This is a genomic window from Pseudomonas sp. Leaf129 (assembly GCF_001423465.1).
Lineage (GTDB): Bacteria > Pseudomonadota > Gammaproteobacteria > Pseudomonadales > Pseudomonadaceae > Aquipseudomonas > Aquipseudomonas coleopterorum.
The window spans coordinates 341,572-355,932 of record NZ_LMOC01000001.1 but is presented as its reverse complement, the minus strand read 5'-3'; the positions used below and the strand labels follow the sequence as shown (position 1 = coordinate 355,932).

Genomic DNA, 14,361 nt, shown 5'->3' with positions numbered 1-14,361 from the left:
GTGAACTCCAGATGCAGATTAGTGATATCGTCACAGCAACCGTCATGCCATCAATAAACCCCAATGAAATCAGGCTACCGCTGGTTTTCAAGAGTCGTTTCGACTCGGTTAAAAAGACTCAAACATGAAAGATAAGGTCATTTCGACTCAGTCATCACGGGCGCTTCAGGCGCTTCTGCCCCTGCTGGGTGACCTCACGGCCGAGATCAGCGCAGAACACCGTTATCAGCGTGTGCTCGATGCGCTACGGGAGTTGGTGCCGACCGATGCCGTCGCCATCCTGCGTCTTGACGATCACGTGCTGATCCCCGAGGCCGCCCATGGACTGGCGGTCGATGCCATGGCCCGACGGTACCCGGTGGACAGCCACCCACGCTTGAAAGCCATCATCGAGGCACCGGGCGCGATACTTTTTCCGCCCGACTGCCCTTATCCGGACCCCTACGACGGCCTTATCGGCGCCAGCGCGTTGCCGGTGCACGACTGCATGGGCTGCGCCCTGCGCATCAACGAAAAGATCTGGGGTGTTCTGACCCTGGACGCGTTGAAGGTGGGTCAATTTTCCGCAGACGATCTGCAGACGGTGGAAACGTTCGCGCGTTTGGCTGCCGCGACGGTGGTCGCCGCCGGGCATTTCGACCAACTGATGCGCGCCCTCGAGGGTGAACGCAAGCGCGCCGATGCCTACCGACTGGCCCACCAGGGCGGGCCTCAGCGGATGATCGGCACCAGCGAGGCATTCAAACAGTTGCTGGGGGAAATCGACCTGGTGGCACCCAGTGAACTGACCGTTCTCATTACCGGTGAAACGGGGGTCGGCAAAGAGCTGGTGGCGCGTCGGCTCCACAGCCACTCTCACCGCGCCGACAAGCCGATGATCAGCGTCAACTGCGCCGCCTTGCCTGAACACATTGTCGAAAGCGAACTGTTCGGGCATGTCAAAGGCGCGTTCTCAGGCGCCGTCGAGAATCGCCTGGGCAAATTCGAGATGGCCAGTGGGGGCACCCTGTTCCTCGACGAGATCGGCGAGTTGCCGCTGTCGGTGCAGGCCAAGCTGCTCCGGGTGCTGCAAGGTGGTGATGTACAGCGCGTGGGGTCCGATCGTTCCCATGTGGTCGATATCCGGCTGCTGGCAGCAAGCAACCGAGACCTGGCTGAAGAGGTTCGAACCGGCCGCTTTCGCGCCGACCTCTATCATCGCCTGACGGTGTATCCGCTGCGCGTGCCGCCGCTGCGAGAGCGCAAGGAGGACATTCTTCTGCTGGCCGGCGCGTTCGCCGAAGAAAACCGGTACCGCATGGCACTGCCCCCGGTCAGGTTCGCCGCCCCCGCCAAACAGGCGCTCGGTCACTACGCGTGGCCCGGCAATGTTCGCGAGTTGGAACACCAGATCACCAGGGCCGTGCTGAAGGCGAAAAAGCGGGTTTCAGGTTCAGCCCGTAAAGACATGCTCGTCCTGATGGCAGACGACTTCGACCTGCCGGCTGCGACGACAACACTCAAAGCAGAACTCCCTGAGTCGCCTGACCCAGCTCGGTCTACGCCTGTCGACTACAAGGCCGCCGTGGATGATTACAAAAGAGAGCTTCTGGAAAGCGCATTGATCCAGCATCGAGGCAATGTCACTGCCGCCGCCAGGAGCCTTGGCCTGGACCGAGCCAATCTGGCAAGGCTTTCGGCACGGCTTGGTGTCAGCGTTCAGCGCGTGTAGGAACAAGCTTCAACCCGTGCTCATTGCTGAGCATCGAGCGAGCTATCGCGAACTCATGCTACTGCTGTGCAATGACTGAACTTGACAGGACTTCTTCGTCAAATCAAAGATTTAGTAAAAATCGAGAACCGATCCTGGAGCCTGGAGAAACAACTCGATGCAAAACAAAAAAACGAATCGCTGGCTCGTACCCTATAAACACCAACGCAGCAAAAAATTCAGCAGCCCTCATCAATGGTAACGGCGCCCCTGGCTCAAAACCGGATCGCCCTCATTGCTCGTTATGGTTAATCAGATAATGTCGCCCTTTCAAAAAAGCGTGTTCCTTATAGCTGTCATGGCGTTGATCTGGGGCGCTGGCTTGCCGGTTTCAAAGATTGGTGTTCAGGCCTTGGGCGCTTGGCCATTCCGATTGGCATGCGCTTTTATCAGTGTTCTTTTCCTCTACGCCGTATTTTGGAAACCTGTGAATGCCCTCAGCACCACCTTAGACGCCATGCTTTATCTAAAGCTTTTCATTATCGCAGCTCCAAATGTTTTTCTCGTTCCGGTTTTAAACAATATAGCATTGGAGCGCCTGAGCATTTCCGACTCCACTTCCCTAATCTATACAATGCCTTGCTTTACCTCTTTTTTTGCGATGATACTTAATCGTAAACTCGATGGTTTTTCCATTGCTTCACTGACGTTCTGCTCAATAGGCATCTGGTTGATTATCGGAAAACTTGAATTTTCTTCAAGCCACTTGATCATCCTGTCAAGCGCCCTCTCCTGGTCGATCGGTTCCCTCATCGCCCAGCGATTGAAGACAGATATAGATTTTCGGGTGAAGGTATTCTGGCAGGTCACCTTCGGGTGCTTTTGCACCTTCCTGGTGTCCCCGCTATTTCTAGATTGGCCCACCGAAATCATGGCGTTTCCTGGAAGCTTGTCGTTATCTGCTGCTGCGGCGATTTTGTTTATGGGCATCGTTGGGGGCGCGATCGTTTTTTATATCTGGTTCTACCTGATAAAACTTCAGAGCGCCGAATACGCAAGCTACGCGACTTTATTTTCACCTGTCATTTCTGTTGTGTTGGCCATGACCTATTTTGGTGAAAAACCTTCAGCCAGCACAATCATTGGCTTTGCCCTCATTCTTGCCAGTGCGTTGACAGTGAATATAGTGCGGCCTGCATGGGTTTCAAGGAGCCTCCACCCATAAAGGCTAGAAGCTGGCCACAGCAGATACCGCACTAAAATCCAAGTACAGGCACTCTCAGGCGGGTACCATCAAACACCATGGTTTAGAATCACTATCGACCAGACAGCTCCAAATGCCCGTCACAGCTCAATAGCGCGTTCCACTTATCCTCGCCTACGTCTACAGGGACCACCCACCAATTGGTCGCAGTGCTGTAAGTGGCACCTGACAGAACTTTGACGTTCTCAATGCCTTCTACAGGTGGGTGTTTTTTGAAGTAAGCCTTGACGGACTGATCAAAAAAATCTTGACCTTTGTCAGGGCAGAACATATCGCCGCTATCATCACAGCCAGCTAATGCTGCTAGCAATGCAGCACCGATGAAGATACCTTGGCGCATAGGACTCCTTATTTTCGACCACTTAAGCTGATTTTCTGACTACATTCTATGACGATCAGATAGTTCTTGTACCCAAATCCATCGCCCAAAAACCTAAGGAAATCGGCGACCTTTTCCTGCATGTACGTTCGATTGCTATGGTCTGCATCATATGCATCTGGCTTCAACGTGCAATACCCGTCAAATTGCCATCCACCGTCAGATATGATTTCGCTTGCATGTCGCGCAAAGGCGATAGTTCGGAGCTCAAGGCCCTCACATGATTCAGCGCTCCACACCGGGAGCACTTGATCTGGAGCTGTGTGGATCGCAGGAATAGATAGCCACAACCAGGCGTTGTCTAATCCCGACATGACGCGTCGCTTTTCGTCCCTGGTTGTGGGTCAACGTTGATGTTGTTGCTTGCACATGGGTTCGCTGTTCATCGTGCCGATGAGGATGTGCCCATGCTCAGCCCCGACGGCGGAACGCTCACCCCCTGACCGTCCACAACTGCTCGATCTGCGTCGTATAACTCTGGCTCATCATCTCCCGACGCATGCCCCAGTCCGGGTTGGTCGGCACAGCCGCTGGACGCAAAGTCCCCCTGCCCCAGCGACCGTTGACCGCGTCGAGCACCTGCATCAGGCGTTCGGCGGTGGCCGGTTGGGCGCTGGCGAACAGGTCGTCGGTGAACTCGCCGCGCTGGCACAGGCCCAGCAGGAGTATTTCGGCCTTGCTGTAGGTGAAGCCGCTGCGAAAGATGAATTCCAGGCCCTGCACCGCTGCCTTGGTCAACAGGCGTACATCGTCGGTGGGGTACGGCAGTTGTACCACCACGCCATTGGCGTACTTGGCTTCCAGTGGGTTGAGCATGCCGGTGCGAATGCTCACACGCAGCTGCCGACACAACGAACGTTGCGCACGCAGCTTCTCCGAGGCCCGCATCACATAGCTGGCTACTGCCTCGCGGATCGGGGCGATCTCGGTCAGGCGCTTGCCGAACATCCGGCTGCAGCAGATTTCCTGCTTGGGCGGATCGGGGTCTTCTAGCGCCAGGCACGGTGTGCCGCCCAGTTCGCGGGCGGTCTTTTCGATCACCACGCTGAAGCGGCTGCGCAATAGCGCAGGATCAGCGCAGCTCAGATCCCAGGCGGTGGCGATGTTCATGCCCTGCAGGTGTGCGCTCATCTTGCGGCCGATGCCCCAGACGTCGCTCACCGAGGTGACCTTCAACAGGCGATCGCGGCGACCGGCTTCGCGCAGGTCCAGCACCCCGCCCAGCTGTTTGTGCCATTTCTTCGCGGCATGGTTGGCCAGTTTGGCCAAGGTCTTGGTGCCGGCAATCCCTACCCCCACCGGTATGCCGGTGCGCCGGTAGACCTGTTCGCGAATGTCGCGGCCCAGTGCGTCCAGGTCCTGGTGCATGCCGGTGAGGTCGGCGAACGCTTCGTCGATGCTGTAGACCTCGAGCGCGGGCACCATGGACTCGATGATGCACATCACCCGTTCGCTGATGTCGCCGTACAGCGCGTAGTTGGAGGAAAACGCCACGATACCGTGCTGGCGCAGCAAGTCCTTGATCTGGAAATACGGCGACGCCATCTTCACCAGCGCCTTGGCCTCGGCCGACCGGGCAATCACGCAGCCGTCGTTGTTGGACAGCACCACGATCGGCGTCTTGGCCAGATCCGGTCGAAACACTCGTTCGCAACTGGCGTAGAAGCTGTTGCAGTCGATCAGCGCGAAGACCGGTTCATTCCTTTTCATGGGCACGTACGCTGAAGGTCACCACGCCCCAGATCAACAGCTCGTCGCCCTCCATGATGTAGCGCGGCGGGTACTCGCGATTGGCCGACTTGAGGATCACCTCGCGACCGCGCTTGTGCAGGCGCTTGCACATGGGTTCGCTGTTCACCGCAGCAATGACGACATGGCCATGTTCGGCCTCGATGGAGCGGTCCACGATCACCAGGTCGCCGCAGAAGATCCCCGCGCCCTGCATGCTGTCGCCCTGGATGCGCACCAGGTAGATGTGCGGTGCGCGGATCTCCAGCAGTTCATCCAGCGAAATGCGCTGCTCCATATGGTCGGCGGCGGGCGAGGGAAAACCGGCCGGGACCTTGAATGAATACAGCGGATGCGCGGTGCTGCCCGGAGCGAGCGGGCCAAGAATAGTGATCATGGGATTGCCTGGTATTGATACTGTACGAATATACAGTTAACTTTGTAGGACCTTGGAGGTCAACAAGAGACCGCGACAATCTGACGGAGAACACCATGTGTGGTCGCTACTCGATGTACGAAGCGATGGACGTCTATCTGCGTGAATTGGCCCCGCGTCAGCAGGTCATCAGCTATGTCGACCCGCAGCCGCAGGCGCGCTACAACATTGCGCCGACGCAGCGGGCCATGGTGTTGCAGGGCACCGAGCAGGGCTTGTCGATCGATTCGGTGAAGTGGGGCTGGGCGCCGTTCTGGGCCCAGGGCAAGCGCCCTGCCCCGATCAACGCGCGGGTCGAGACGGTCGCGACGGGAAAGTTCTTCAAGCAGCTGTGGCCCAATGGGCGCGTGCTGATACCCGCCAACGGCTGGTATGAGTGGGTCAAAGACGCCAATGACCCGAAGAAAAAACAACCTTGGTTCATTCATCTTGCGGACGACAAGCCGATGTTCTTCGCCGCCCTCGCCCAGGTCACGCCCGGACTTGAGCCCGGTGAAGGCGATGGTTTCGTGATCATCACCGATGCCAGCAATGAAGGCATGGTCGACATCCACGACCGCCGCCCGGTAGTGCTGGCGCCGGAGCAGGCACAGGAGTGGCTGGAAGCCGACCTGAGTGCCGAGCGCAGTATCGAGATCGCCCAGCACGAAGGCCGGCCGGTGGCCGACTTTCGATGGCATGCAGTGGGCAAGGCGGTTGGCAATGTGCGCAATCAGGGTGTCGAACTGATTGCGCCGATCGATGAGGCGTCCTGAAGCCGTATTCGCCGCCCGCTGAACTCAGCCGATGAGGTTGACCGACGAACCGGGTTCGAGCTGTTCCGTGCCCAGCGCGTGAATCAAAGTAATCGCCTGGGTCGACAGTGCCCGCAGGTGCACGGTGATCACTTCATCGACCCGCGTCACGTCCACCCACTGCCCATGAAACTGCACGGCGAGACTGACGTCGCCCAGGCCGGGCGGTGGCGTCGGGAACACCCGCAACCCTTCCACCGCCGGACACACGCCCAGGTAATGCCGCTGCATCACGTCCAGCGCGCCGGACATCGCCGCCAAGTGCACGCCCTCGCGGACTCCGCTGTCGGACTTGGCGTCCAGATCCGTGCGCAGGCAATGCTGGTAGTAGGTCCATGAAGCGTCGCTGTCGGTGTGGGCCAGCGCACCGGCGCAGACCGTTTTCGACAGGCTGGATTCGTGGAAGACGTGGCCCAGGTGATAGTCCATGGTCCGCCGGGCGATGTCGCTGTCGAATGGGTAGCGTAAGCGGTCGAATAGCGCCTGCAACTGATCCTGTGACAGCAGGTAGAACAGCATCAGGGTGTCGGCCTGCTTGCTCACCTGATAGTGGTCGCAGTGATCGCCCCGGGCTTCGAGCATCCAGTCCAGGCGCGGATTGTCTTCACGCTTCCACTCGTCCGGCGCGGGCTGCAGCCTGTCGAAGCCTTCGAACTGGTCGAGCACGCCATCGGCGGTGAACGGCAGGAACATGTTGCGGCTGACATGCTCCCAGTGCGATGCCTCGTCGGGGCGCAGCGCCAGGCGCTCGACAAGGTCCTCGCGCAGGACGGTGGGCAATCGCTGTAGCACGTCCAGCGCGCGGCACAGGGTCCAGACGGCCATCAGGTTGGTGTAGGCGTTGTTGTCCAAGCCCGGTTGCTCGGCATGGGGGTAGGCGTTGTGGTACTCGTCGGGACCGATCACGCCTTCGATGACATAGCGTTGCCGAGACTCGTCATAGCGGGCCACGCTGGCCCAGTAACGCGCGACTTCGATGATCAGATCACCGATCTTGCCGGCCAGTTGCTGCTCGTCGCCGGTCGCCAGGTAGAGCGTCCAGGCGTCGTAGGCCACGGCCGAACCGATGTGGCGCTGCAAGTGCGTCGGGTCGGGCACCCAGTGGCCGGAAAGCGGGTAGTATTGGAACGGCTGGGTCTGCTCTTCGCCGTCGTGGGCGCTGCGCCAGGGAAACATGGCACCGCCGTAGCCCAATCGGGCCGCTCGGCGCCGCGCGGCCGGCAGGCGTGTGTGGCGGTAGTCGAGCAATGAACTGGCCAGTTCCGGACGGTGCGTGGCGAACAGCGGAAAGGCGAACAATTCGTCCCAGAACACCTGGCCGAAATAGCCTTCCTGCCATCCGCGCGCCGGAAAGCCCAGGTCACGGCCGATGCTTAACGGCGAAACCGTCTGCTGGATATGCCATCCGGCGAACTGCAGCGGATGATCCACTGCCGGATCGGCCACGCGGATGCGTCCGTATTCCCAGGTGTCTTGCCATGCCTGTTGGTGGGCGGTCAGTAACGCTGCATAGGGGGCGTCGGGCAATGCCGCCATGCTGCTGGACAGCCCATGGAATTCGTCATCGACCTGCACGATCACGCGCTTTTCCAGCACCAGCGGGCCTTGCTCGGGCCACTCCACCGTACCCTCCTGCACCAGGCGATCGTCCACCACCTGACCCTGCCACTGGCACGGCGCTACGGTCTGCACTGCCACCGCCACCTTGCGCGATGGGTCCTCCAGGGTCGCCACCACCCCTGCCCGGCCGTCGGGCAGGTGCTCCCAGCGATGGCTGCGCAGGCGTCGGCCTTCGTAGTCGCGGTCGCGCTCGATCAGGTAGTTGCCGCGGCTGTTGTCCAGCGTCGCACGCACGCGCAGGCCAGTCAGCGGTGTCTGCGCGTGCAGCTCCCAGCGCAGCACCGCCAGTTGCGCATTGGCCAGGCTGACGAAGCGGGTCTCTACCAGCTCGACCGGTGTTCCGCCCAGCAGCAACGACAGCCGACGGGTCAGTACACCGCGCTGCATGTCGACGTGCTGGTGATAGCTGCGCAAGGTGTCTTCGGCAAGCGCGAACCATGGCTGCTCGTTCAGCGAAAAGGTCAGGCCGAAGGGGTCGGGCAGATTGACCAAGGCTGCAATATGGGTCGTGGTGCCGTTGACCTGGCGCGCGGCATCGTCGTACCAGCCTGCACGGTAGAGGCCGGGGTAATGCCCTTGCGGACGCGGCACGGCGCAGGCTTCGGGCGAACACGCACGCCACGAGATCACGCCGTTGGCCAAGGTAAACAGCGCTTCGCGGCGCTGTTCGTCGTCGAGTTCGAAATGGTCGAAGGCCAGTGAGTGGGTCGCTCGATCCGTCATCGGCGTGGTCCACGGGCGTGCAGCAGGGAAACAGCGGTAACCGGCGTGGGCGTCATGCAAGGATTCCTCGAGTGTGCAGGCGTCGATAGTCATCAATGCAGACCCATGCCACCGCTCTGGGTTCGGCCCCCTGGAGGGTACGCAGTGGTTACAGCATGTAACTCTGGTAGAACGCCAGGGTCGCCTGATTCTTGTGCTTGGCTTCGAACATGATGTCGAAGCGCTCGAGAAACTGCAGGGCGTAGCGGTTGGTCCAGTGGTTCCACATCAGTTCGCTGTGGCCATAGAGGTCACGCTTGGAGACCACCTGCAGCAGCGCTTCCATCTCCAGCTTCTGCTCGGCGGTGAAGCCCAGTTCCTGAAGGCGCTCCTGAGGCTGCGAGTAATGCATGACCGGCCGCACACCCCGCCAACTGTCAATGATGCGATCCACGCGGGGATCGTCCACGGCGATGTAGTCGTTCTCGTTGATCCAGCAGTGGTGGATATCCAGCACCACCGGTGCCAGGTCGGCCAGTTGCAGGCAGTCGTCGACGCCGTAGGTTTTCTCTTCGTTCTCGAAGGTGATGCAGCGGCGCGCCACCTCCGACAAACGCGGCCAGATGGCGCGGATGCCCTCGGCGCCGAGGCGACCGGCGATGTGCACGTTGCACTTGAAATCCTGGAACTGCACGCCGTAGCCCATCATGCGGATCATGTCGGCGTGGTACTCGAATTCCGCCAGGCTGTTTTCCACCACCGGGGGTTTGTCCGAGCCCAGCACGCAGAACTGACCGGGGTGGAAAGACAGGCGGATGCCGGCACTGCGCGCGCGATCGCCCATCTGCGCGAAACGCTCTGCCAGCCAGGCCTGACGTTCGGGCTGCTGGTAGAACGCTGCCACCTGCGGATGGCTGTAGAACGGCAGCAAGTCGCTGCTCAGGCGCAGCATGCGCAGGGCTTCGGGCAGCTGCGCCACGTAATCGAGCAATTGCAGCTGCGCTTGCAGGTTGTGGGTGATCACTTCCTGAAGTTTCTCGTGGGCCACCTGGGTGGCGACGCTGTTCATCCAGCGCAGGGTGGTGGTTCGCGGGTTGTAGGCGCCTTCGATGAGCTTCAGTTCGGCCAGGGTCAGGGCGCGAATCGAATGTCGGTATTGGCAGGCGAAGCCGATGCGAGGGGTGTTCATGGGTGTGAAGGCCTGGTGTTCAGGTAGGTAGCCGATAGACCACTGCGGTGTCTATTCCTCTCGCCGAACATCCCCGCAGGCGGGCAAATTGACAGACGCCCTGCGCCGCTCTTAATCTGTAGCCAACGGATTGTAAATTGGTCATACCAATTCAGATTCACTGCTGGCAGACCTCCAACAACAATCGGGGAACCCGAACCATGCCGATGACACCTGTGGCCCAGCCTGCCCTCCTTGTGCGGGAGATGACGCGCCCATGATCATTTCCGCTTCCACCGACTACCGCGCCGCCGCGCAACGTCGCCTGCCGCCCTTCCTGTTCCACTACATCGACGGCGGCGCTTACGCCGAGCACACGCTCAGGCGCAACGTCAGCGACTTGGCCGATATCGCCCTGCGTCAGCGGGTGCTGCGCAACATGTCCGAGTTGAGTCTGGAAACGCAGTTGTTCGGTGAAGCCCTGGCCATGCCGGTGGCGCTCGCGCCGATTGGTCTGTGTGGCATGTTTGCCCGTCGTGGCGAGGTGCAGGCGGCCAAGGCGGCGGATGCCAAGGGCATTCCGTTCACGCTGTCGACGGTGTCGGTCTGCCCGATCGAGGAAGTCGCGCCAGCCATTTCCCGGCCGATGTGGTTTCAGCTGTACGTGCTCAAGGATCGCGGTTTCATGAAGAACGCCCTGGAGCGCGCTCGCGCCGCCGGGGTCAAGACGCTGATTTTCACCGTCGACATGCCGGTGCCCGGCGCACGCTACCGGGATGCGCACTCGGGCATGAGCGGCGCCAACGGGCCGATGCGGCGCATGTGGCAAGCGGTGACGCACCCGGCCTGGGCCTGGGATGTGGGCCTGCATGGCCGGCCGCACGACCTGGGCAATATCTCCACCTACCGTGGCAACCCTACCGGGCTTGCCGACTACATCGGCTGGCTGGGCAGCAATTTCGATCCGTCGATTTCCTGGAAGGACCTGGAGTGGATCCGCGAATTCTGGGATGGGCCGATGATCATCAAGGGCATTCTCGACCCCGAGGACGCTCGCGATGCCGTGAGTTTCGGTGCCGATGGCATCGTCGTGTCCAACCATGGCGGACGCCAGCTCGACGGCGTGCTGTCCAGCGCCCGAGCGCTGCCTGCAATCGCCGATGCGGTGAAGGGCGATCTGGCGATACTGGCCGACTCGGGTATCCGCAGCGGGCTGGATGTGGTGCGCATGATTGCGCTGGGCGCCGATACTGTGCTGCTGGGCCGTGCCTTCATCTATGCCCTGGCGGTAGCCGGCGGTGCGGGCGTGAGCAATCTGCTGAATCTGATCGAAAAGGAAATGCGCGTGGCCATGGTGTTGACCGGGGCCAAATCCATCGCCGAGATCGGCTCGGATTCGCTGGTGCGTTGAGCGTTCGGTTCAGGGCAGCAGGTCGATCAGTTGCGGTTGCAGGGCGTGGGGTTGCACGTCTAGCACGACCAGGGTGACCGGAAGCTTGAAGCGGCGGCGGCCGGCGCTGCCGGGGTTGATGTACAGGCACTCGCCGCGCCATTGGATCAGCGGCTTGTGCGAATGGCCGGTGATGACCAAGCGGGTGTCGCTGCGCAATGCAGCGGGTACGTCGGCCATGTCGTGGATGAGCAAGGTGGGCCAGCCTTCGAGGTCGAAATGCAGCACATCCGCCACCGAATCGGCCCATGGCATGCCGACATCGTTATTGCCCGAAACGACCTGCACCGGAGCGATGGCAGCCAGGTGCTGGACGATGTCACCCTTGCCGATGTCGCCGGCATGAATGATCCGTTCACAACCCTGCAGCGCTGCCACGGCCTCGGGCCGCAGCAGACCATGGGTGTCGGAAATGATGCCTACTTTCACGGCGTGGTTCCCTGTGTGCGTGGTGCAGATCTGGACTGCCTCGCACAGCGGTGGGTTCCATGCTGCCACATTGGATCGGCTTTCAGGTTTGGCTGCGGGCTACTCGCGAGAAGAGCGCCGCAGTGTTTCAGGTAGTGTGCGGTGGAGCCTTCGCGGGCAGAGCCCGCTCCCACAGTGTGGGAGTGAATTTGTGGGAGCGGGTCTCTGCCCGCGAAATGACTCCACATCGCTGCCTTCGCGGGCAGAGCCCGCTCCCACAGTGTGGGAGTGAACTTTGTGGGAGCGGGTCTCTGCCCGCGAAGTGACTCCACATCGCTGCCTTCGCGGGCAGGGCCCGCTCCCACATCAAATCGGCTGCTACTTGGCGGTGATCACCGCCAGTTTGGTGATGCCTGCCTTTTCGATGGAGGCCATGGCGCGGGCCACTTCGCCGTAGTTGACGCCGTCGTCGGCCTGCAGTTGTACGCGCACATCGGGGTCTTTCTGCCTGGCGGTCTGCAGGTTGGTCTGGAGCAGGTCCGGCTGGATTTCGTCCTTGTTGATGAACAGTTTGCCCTGCCCGTCAATGCTCACCACCAGCGGGTCCTTCTGCTCGGCAGGCGCCACCGCTTCGGTCTTGGGCAAGTTGATCGGGATCGAATTGGTCAGCAACGGCGCGGTGACGATGAACACCACCAACAGCACCAGCATGACGTCTACCAAAGGCGTCACGTTGATCTCGCTGAGCACCTCGTCCGTGTCTTGAGTGGAAAAGGCCATGTCAGGACGCCTCCTTCACTTTGTGGCCCGAAGCCGCAGCACCGCTGCGAGTCAGGGCCGGATGTTGCAGCACGCGGAAGGAATGCTTCTGCGCCAGGCTGTAGAAGTCATGGGCGAAATCGTCGAGGTCGGCGGCGGTCAGCTTCAGGCGACGCAGGAAATAGTTGTAGACCAGCACCGCTGGCACCGCGACGGCGATCCCCACGCCAGTGGCCACCAGCGCCGCGCCTATGGGGCCCGCCACTGTCTCCAGGCTCGCCGAGCCGGCCGCGCTGATGCCCTTGAGCGCCGACATGATCCCCCAGACCGTCCCGAACAGGCCGATGAACGGCGAGGTACTGCCGATACTGGCCAGCACCGCCAGGCCCGTTTCCAACGAGCGCCGCTCACGTACGATCTGCTGGCGCAGGGCGCGCTCGAGGCCATCCTGATGATTGATCGACTGGCTCAGGTCGGTTTGCGCCTGCTCGTTGACCTGGATGGCCGCGTAGCCCGACTGCGCGACCCGAGCCGCTGCACCGGGTTGTTCCTGGGCCAGATGGGCCGCCGAATCAAGGCTCGACGCCGCCCAGAACTGCTTGTGGAATTTGCGATCCTGGCCCTTGAGCCGAGCGAACTGCAGGCCCTTGAGCAATGCCAGCCCCCAGGTGGCGACGGAAAACAGGATGAGCAGCCAGATGACCGAGTGCTCGACGGAGGTGAAGGGAGATTCTGTCAGAAGATTCATGGTGAGGCTCTCTGTAGCAAGGCGTTGGGTGGTGCGATGCGCCTTTTGTCAGGTAGCCCGCTTCATGCAGCAAAAAAGTCGATCAGCGCAATTTGAAATCGATCGGTACGCTGACCCAGCCATCGACTGGGTCGGCACCTCGTTTGGCCGGAACGAAGCTCCAGCGTTTCACCGCTGCCAGTGCGGCGTCATCGAGCTGACTGCGACCGCTGCTGGTCTGTACCTGGATTTCGCTGGGCTTGCCGCTGGCCAGCACGTGAACCCGCAGCAGCACGGTCCCTTCCCAGTTGCGACGCATGGCCAGGGCGGGATATTCGGGCGCCGGATTGTGCAGGTAGCCGGCATTGGCCGAAGCCGGTGTCAGCGGTTGCGGCGCAGGTGGTGCCGCAGGTGCCGGCGGCGTCGGTGCGGCCACAGGTTGCTGCGGCGCGGGCGGTTGCACGACCGGCTTGGGCGCCGGCTTGGGCACCGGCTTCTTGACCACGGGCTGAGGCTTTGGCTTGGGCGGCGGTGGTGGTGCTGGCTTGGCCGCCAGCTCATCCTCGACAGGCGGTGGCGGTTCGACAACCGGCGCGACCGGCTCGGGCGGCGGCGGTGGCGTCTCTACCACCGGCGGTGGTGCAGGCTGGGAAAATTCGATCGTCATGGGTGGAATTTCTGGCGGCACTGTCGGCAGTACCGGTGTTGGCGTCTGACTGATCCAGTAGATCACCGCACCATGCAGTACCAGCGCGAACACGCCCAGCAATGCCGCCTCGCGGCGACCGAGGATGCGCTTGGGCGCACGTTGCAGGCGCAGCTCGCCCAAGGGTTCGCGGAACACCCGGCCCAGGTCGAGCAATTCGCCGGGTACCGGATGCCACCGCACCTCCAGGGCGGCCTTGAGGTTGTTCATCAGTTGCTCCTGTTGACGGGTAATCGTGAAGAAGCGAGTCCAATCGGCCTCTTCGGCGGGCGAATGATGTTCAAACTCCGCTAGTTCGAAAAGTAATTGTTTGTTATTCCAAGCTTTCAATCCGGCATAAGGCGCAGTCAAGGGTCAACTCATTTGGAGTGGCTGTTGGCCTATGAACACTTGGCCAACTTGACTGTTGCTCAGGCAACACTGAACGGACCTAAGCATCGCGATTTTCTTCAATCAAATGATCGGGTTGCAGTTTTCACTTCATGCAGCGGACGGTGGATCAATGGCGATGCGCAGCGCATGCTCATTGC

13 protein-coding genes and 1 pseudogene are annotated in these 14,361 nt (G+C 60.9%); 4 read left to right on the top strand and 10 right to left on the bottom strand.

Annotated features, from left to right (window positions below; genetic code table 11):
• The first annotated feature begins 124 nt into the window (after positions 1-124).
• Positions 125-1,711: a nitric oxide reductase transcriptional regulator NorR gene (norR, locus tag ASF66_RS01610; protein ID WP_056842453.1), complete on the top strand. Its 1,587-nt coding sequence runs from the start codon at positions 125-127 to the stop codon at positions 1,709-1,711.
• 298 nt (positions 1,712-2,009) lie between these two features.
• Complete coding sequence (locus tag ASF66_RS01605; RefSeq protein ID WP_162240066.1) at positions 2,010-2,915, top strand: DMT family transporter; 906 nt, start codon at positions 2,010-2,012, stop codon at positions 2,913-2,915.
• Positions 2,916-3,006: 91 nt separating this feature from the next.
• Here ASF66_RS01605 and ASF66_RS01600 read toward each other — a convergent pair whose 3' ends face one another.
• The 4 genes and pseudogenes from ASF66_RS01600 to ASF66_RS01590 all read right to left on the bottom strand — a co-directional run bounded on the left by ASF66_RS01600 (position 3,007) and on the right by ASF66_RS01590 (position 5,458).
• Positions 3,007-3,294 carry a hypothetical protein gene (locus tag ASF66_RS01600; protein ID WP_056842451.1) on the bottom strand — a complete coding sequence of 96 codons (288 nt, stop codon included), beginning with the start codon at positions 3,292-3,294 and terminating at the stop codon, positions 3,007-3,009.
• 163 nt (positions 3,295-3,457) lie between these two features.
• Positions 3,458-3,598, bottom strand: a pseudogene (locus tag ASF66_RS21855) (Com family DNA-binding transcriptional regulator); the annotation flags it as partial.
• 167 nt (positions 3,599-3,765) lie between these two features.
• Positions 3,766-5,043: a translesion error-prone DNA polymerase V subunit UmuC gene (gene umuC, locus ASF66_RS01595; protein WP_056842450.1), complete on the bottom strand. Its 1,278-nt coding sequence runs from the start codon at positions 5,041-5,043 to the stop codon at positions 3,766-3,768.
• Positions 5,030-5,458, bottom strand: a complete 429-nt coding sequence (locus tag ASF66_RS01590; RefSeq protein ID WP_056842449.1) for a LexA family protein — start codon at positions 5,456-5,458, stop codon at positions 5,030-5,032. The genes umuC and ASF66_RS01590 overlap by 14 nt, the downstream gene beginning before the upstream one ends.
• Positions 5,459-5,553: 95 nt before the next feature.
• Between ASF66_RS01590 and ASF66_RS01585 the strand changes: the two genes are divergently transcribed.
• Positions 5,554-6,252 (top strand): SOS response-associated peptidase, encoded by a 699-nt coding sequence (locus ASF66_RS01585; protein ID WP_056842448.1) that lies wholly within the window; start codon positions 5,554-5,556, stop codon positions 6,250-6,252.
• 24 nt (positions 6,253-6,276) lie between these two features.
• Here the strand turns inward: ASF66_RS01585 and ASF66_RS01580 are convergent, their stop codons facing one another.
• Positions 6,277-8,727 (bottom strand): glycoside hydrolase family 65 protein, encoded by a 2,451-nt coding sequence (locus ASF66_RS01580; RefSeq protein WP_236707033.1) that lies wholly within the window; start codon positions 8,725-8,727, stop codon positions 6,277-6,279.
• A gap of 55 nt (positions 8,728-8,782) precedes the next feature.
• A complete protein-coding gene (gene uvsE, locus ASF66_RS01575) occupies positions 8,783-9,802 on the bottom strand; it encodes a UV DNA damage repair endonuclease UvsE (RefSeq protein ID WP_056842446.1) in 1,020 nt (339 codons plus the stop codon).
• Between the two features lie 256 nt (positions 9,803-10,058).
• Between uvsE and lldD the strand changes: the two genes are divergently transcribed.
• Positions 10,059-11,192, top strand: coding sequence for an FMN-dependent L-lactate dehydrogenase LldD (lldD, locus tag ASF66_RS01570; protein ID WP_056842445.1), 1,134 nt, complete (start codon positions 10,059-10,061; stop codon positions 11,190-11,192).
• A gap of 9 nt (positions 11,193-11,201) precedes the next feature.
• On the opposite strand, the gene ASF66_RS01565 is transcribed toward lldD, so the two are convergent.
• The 4 genes from ASF66_RS01565 to ASF66_RS01550 all read right to left on the bottom strand — a co-directional run bounded on the left by ASF66_RS01565 (position 11,202) and on the right by ASF66_RS01550 (position 14,041).
• The gene (locus ASF66_RS01565; protein ID WP_056842444.1) at positions 11,202-11,660 is read right to left on the bottom strand and encodes a metallophosphoesterase family protein; all 459 of its coding nucleotides are present in this window, start codon (positions 11,658-11,660) and stop codon (positions 11,202-11,204) included.
• A 357-nt stretch (positions 11,661-12,017) separates the two neighbouring features.
• A complete protein-coding gene (locus tag ASF66_RS01560; protein ID WP_049860037.1) occupies positions 12,018-12,419 on the bottom strand; it encodes an ExbD/TolR family protein in 402 nt (133 codons plus the stop codon).
• 1 nt (position 12,420) lies between these two features.
• A complete protein-coding gene (locus ASF66_RS01555) occupies positions 12,421-13,146 on the bottom strand; it encodes a MotA/TolQ/ExbB proton channel family protein (RefSeq protein WP_056842443.1) in 726 nt (241 codons plus the stop codon).
• 82 nt (positions 13,147-13,228) lie between these two features.
• Positions 13,229-14,041: an energy transducer TonB gene (locus ASF66_RS01550; protein ID WP_056842442.1), complete on the bottom strand. Its 813-nt coding sequence runs from the start codon at positions 14,039-14,041 to the stop codon at positions 13,229-13,231.
• Positions 14,042-14,361: the final 320 nt, after the last annotated feature.

What these genes read in the sequence shown, in the direction of transcription:
- norR (WP_056842453.1), top strand. Translation starts at nt 125, where the DNA reads ATGAAAGATAAGGTCATTTCGACTCAGTCATCACGGGCGCTTCAGGCG.
- ASF66_RS01605 (WP_162240066.1), top strand. Translation starts at nt 2,010, where the DNA reads ATGTCGCCCTTTCAAAAAAGCGTGTTCCTTATAGCTGTCATGGCGTTG.
- ASF66_RS01600 (WP_056842451.1), bottom strand. Translation starts at nt 3,294, where the DNA reads ATGCGCCAAGGTATCTTCATCGGTGCTGCATTGCTAGCAGCATTAGCT.
- umuC (WP_056842450.1), bottom strand. Translation starts at nt 5,043, where the DNA reads ATGAAAAGGAATGAACCGGTCTTCGCGCTGATCGACTGCAACAGCTTC.
- ASF66_RS01590 (WP_056842449.1), bottom strand. Translation starts at nt 5,458, where the DNA reads ATGATCACTATTCTTGGCCCGCTCGCTCCGGGCAGCACCGCGCATCCG.
- ASF66_RS01585 (WP_056842448.1), top strand. Translation starts at nt 5,554, where the DNA reads ATGTGTGGTCGCTACTCGATGTACGAAGCGATGGACGTCTATCTGCGT.
- ASF66_RS01580 (WP_236707033.1), bottom strand. Translation starts at nt 8,727, where the DNA reads ATGACTATCGACGCCTGCACACTCGAGGAATCCTTGCATGACGCCCAC.
- uvsE (WP_056842446.1), bottom strand. Translation starts at nt 9,802, where the DNA reads ATGAACACCCCTCGCATCGGCTTCGCCTGCCAATACCGACATTCGATT.
- lldD (WP_056842445.1), top strand. Translation starts at nt 10,059, where the DNA reads ATGATCATTTCCGCTTCCACCGACTACCGCGCCGCCGCGCAACGTCGC.
- ASF66_RS01560 (WP_049860037.1), bottom strand. Translation starts at nt 12,419, where the DNA reads ATGGCCTTTTCCACTCAAGACACGGACGAGGTGCTCAGCGAGATCAAC.
- ASF66_RS01555 (WP_056842443.1), bottom strand. Translation starts at nt 13,146, where the DNA reads ATGAATCTTCTGACAGAATCTCCCTTCACCTCCGTCGAGCACTCGGTC.
- ASF66_RS01550 (WP_056842442.1), bottom strand. Translation starts at nt 14,041, where the DNA reads ATGAACAACCTCAAGGCCGCCCTGGAGGTGCGGTGGCATCCGGTACCC.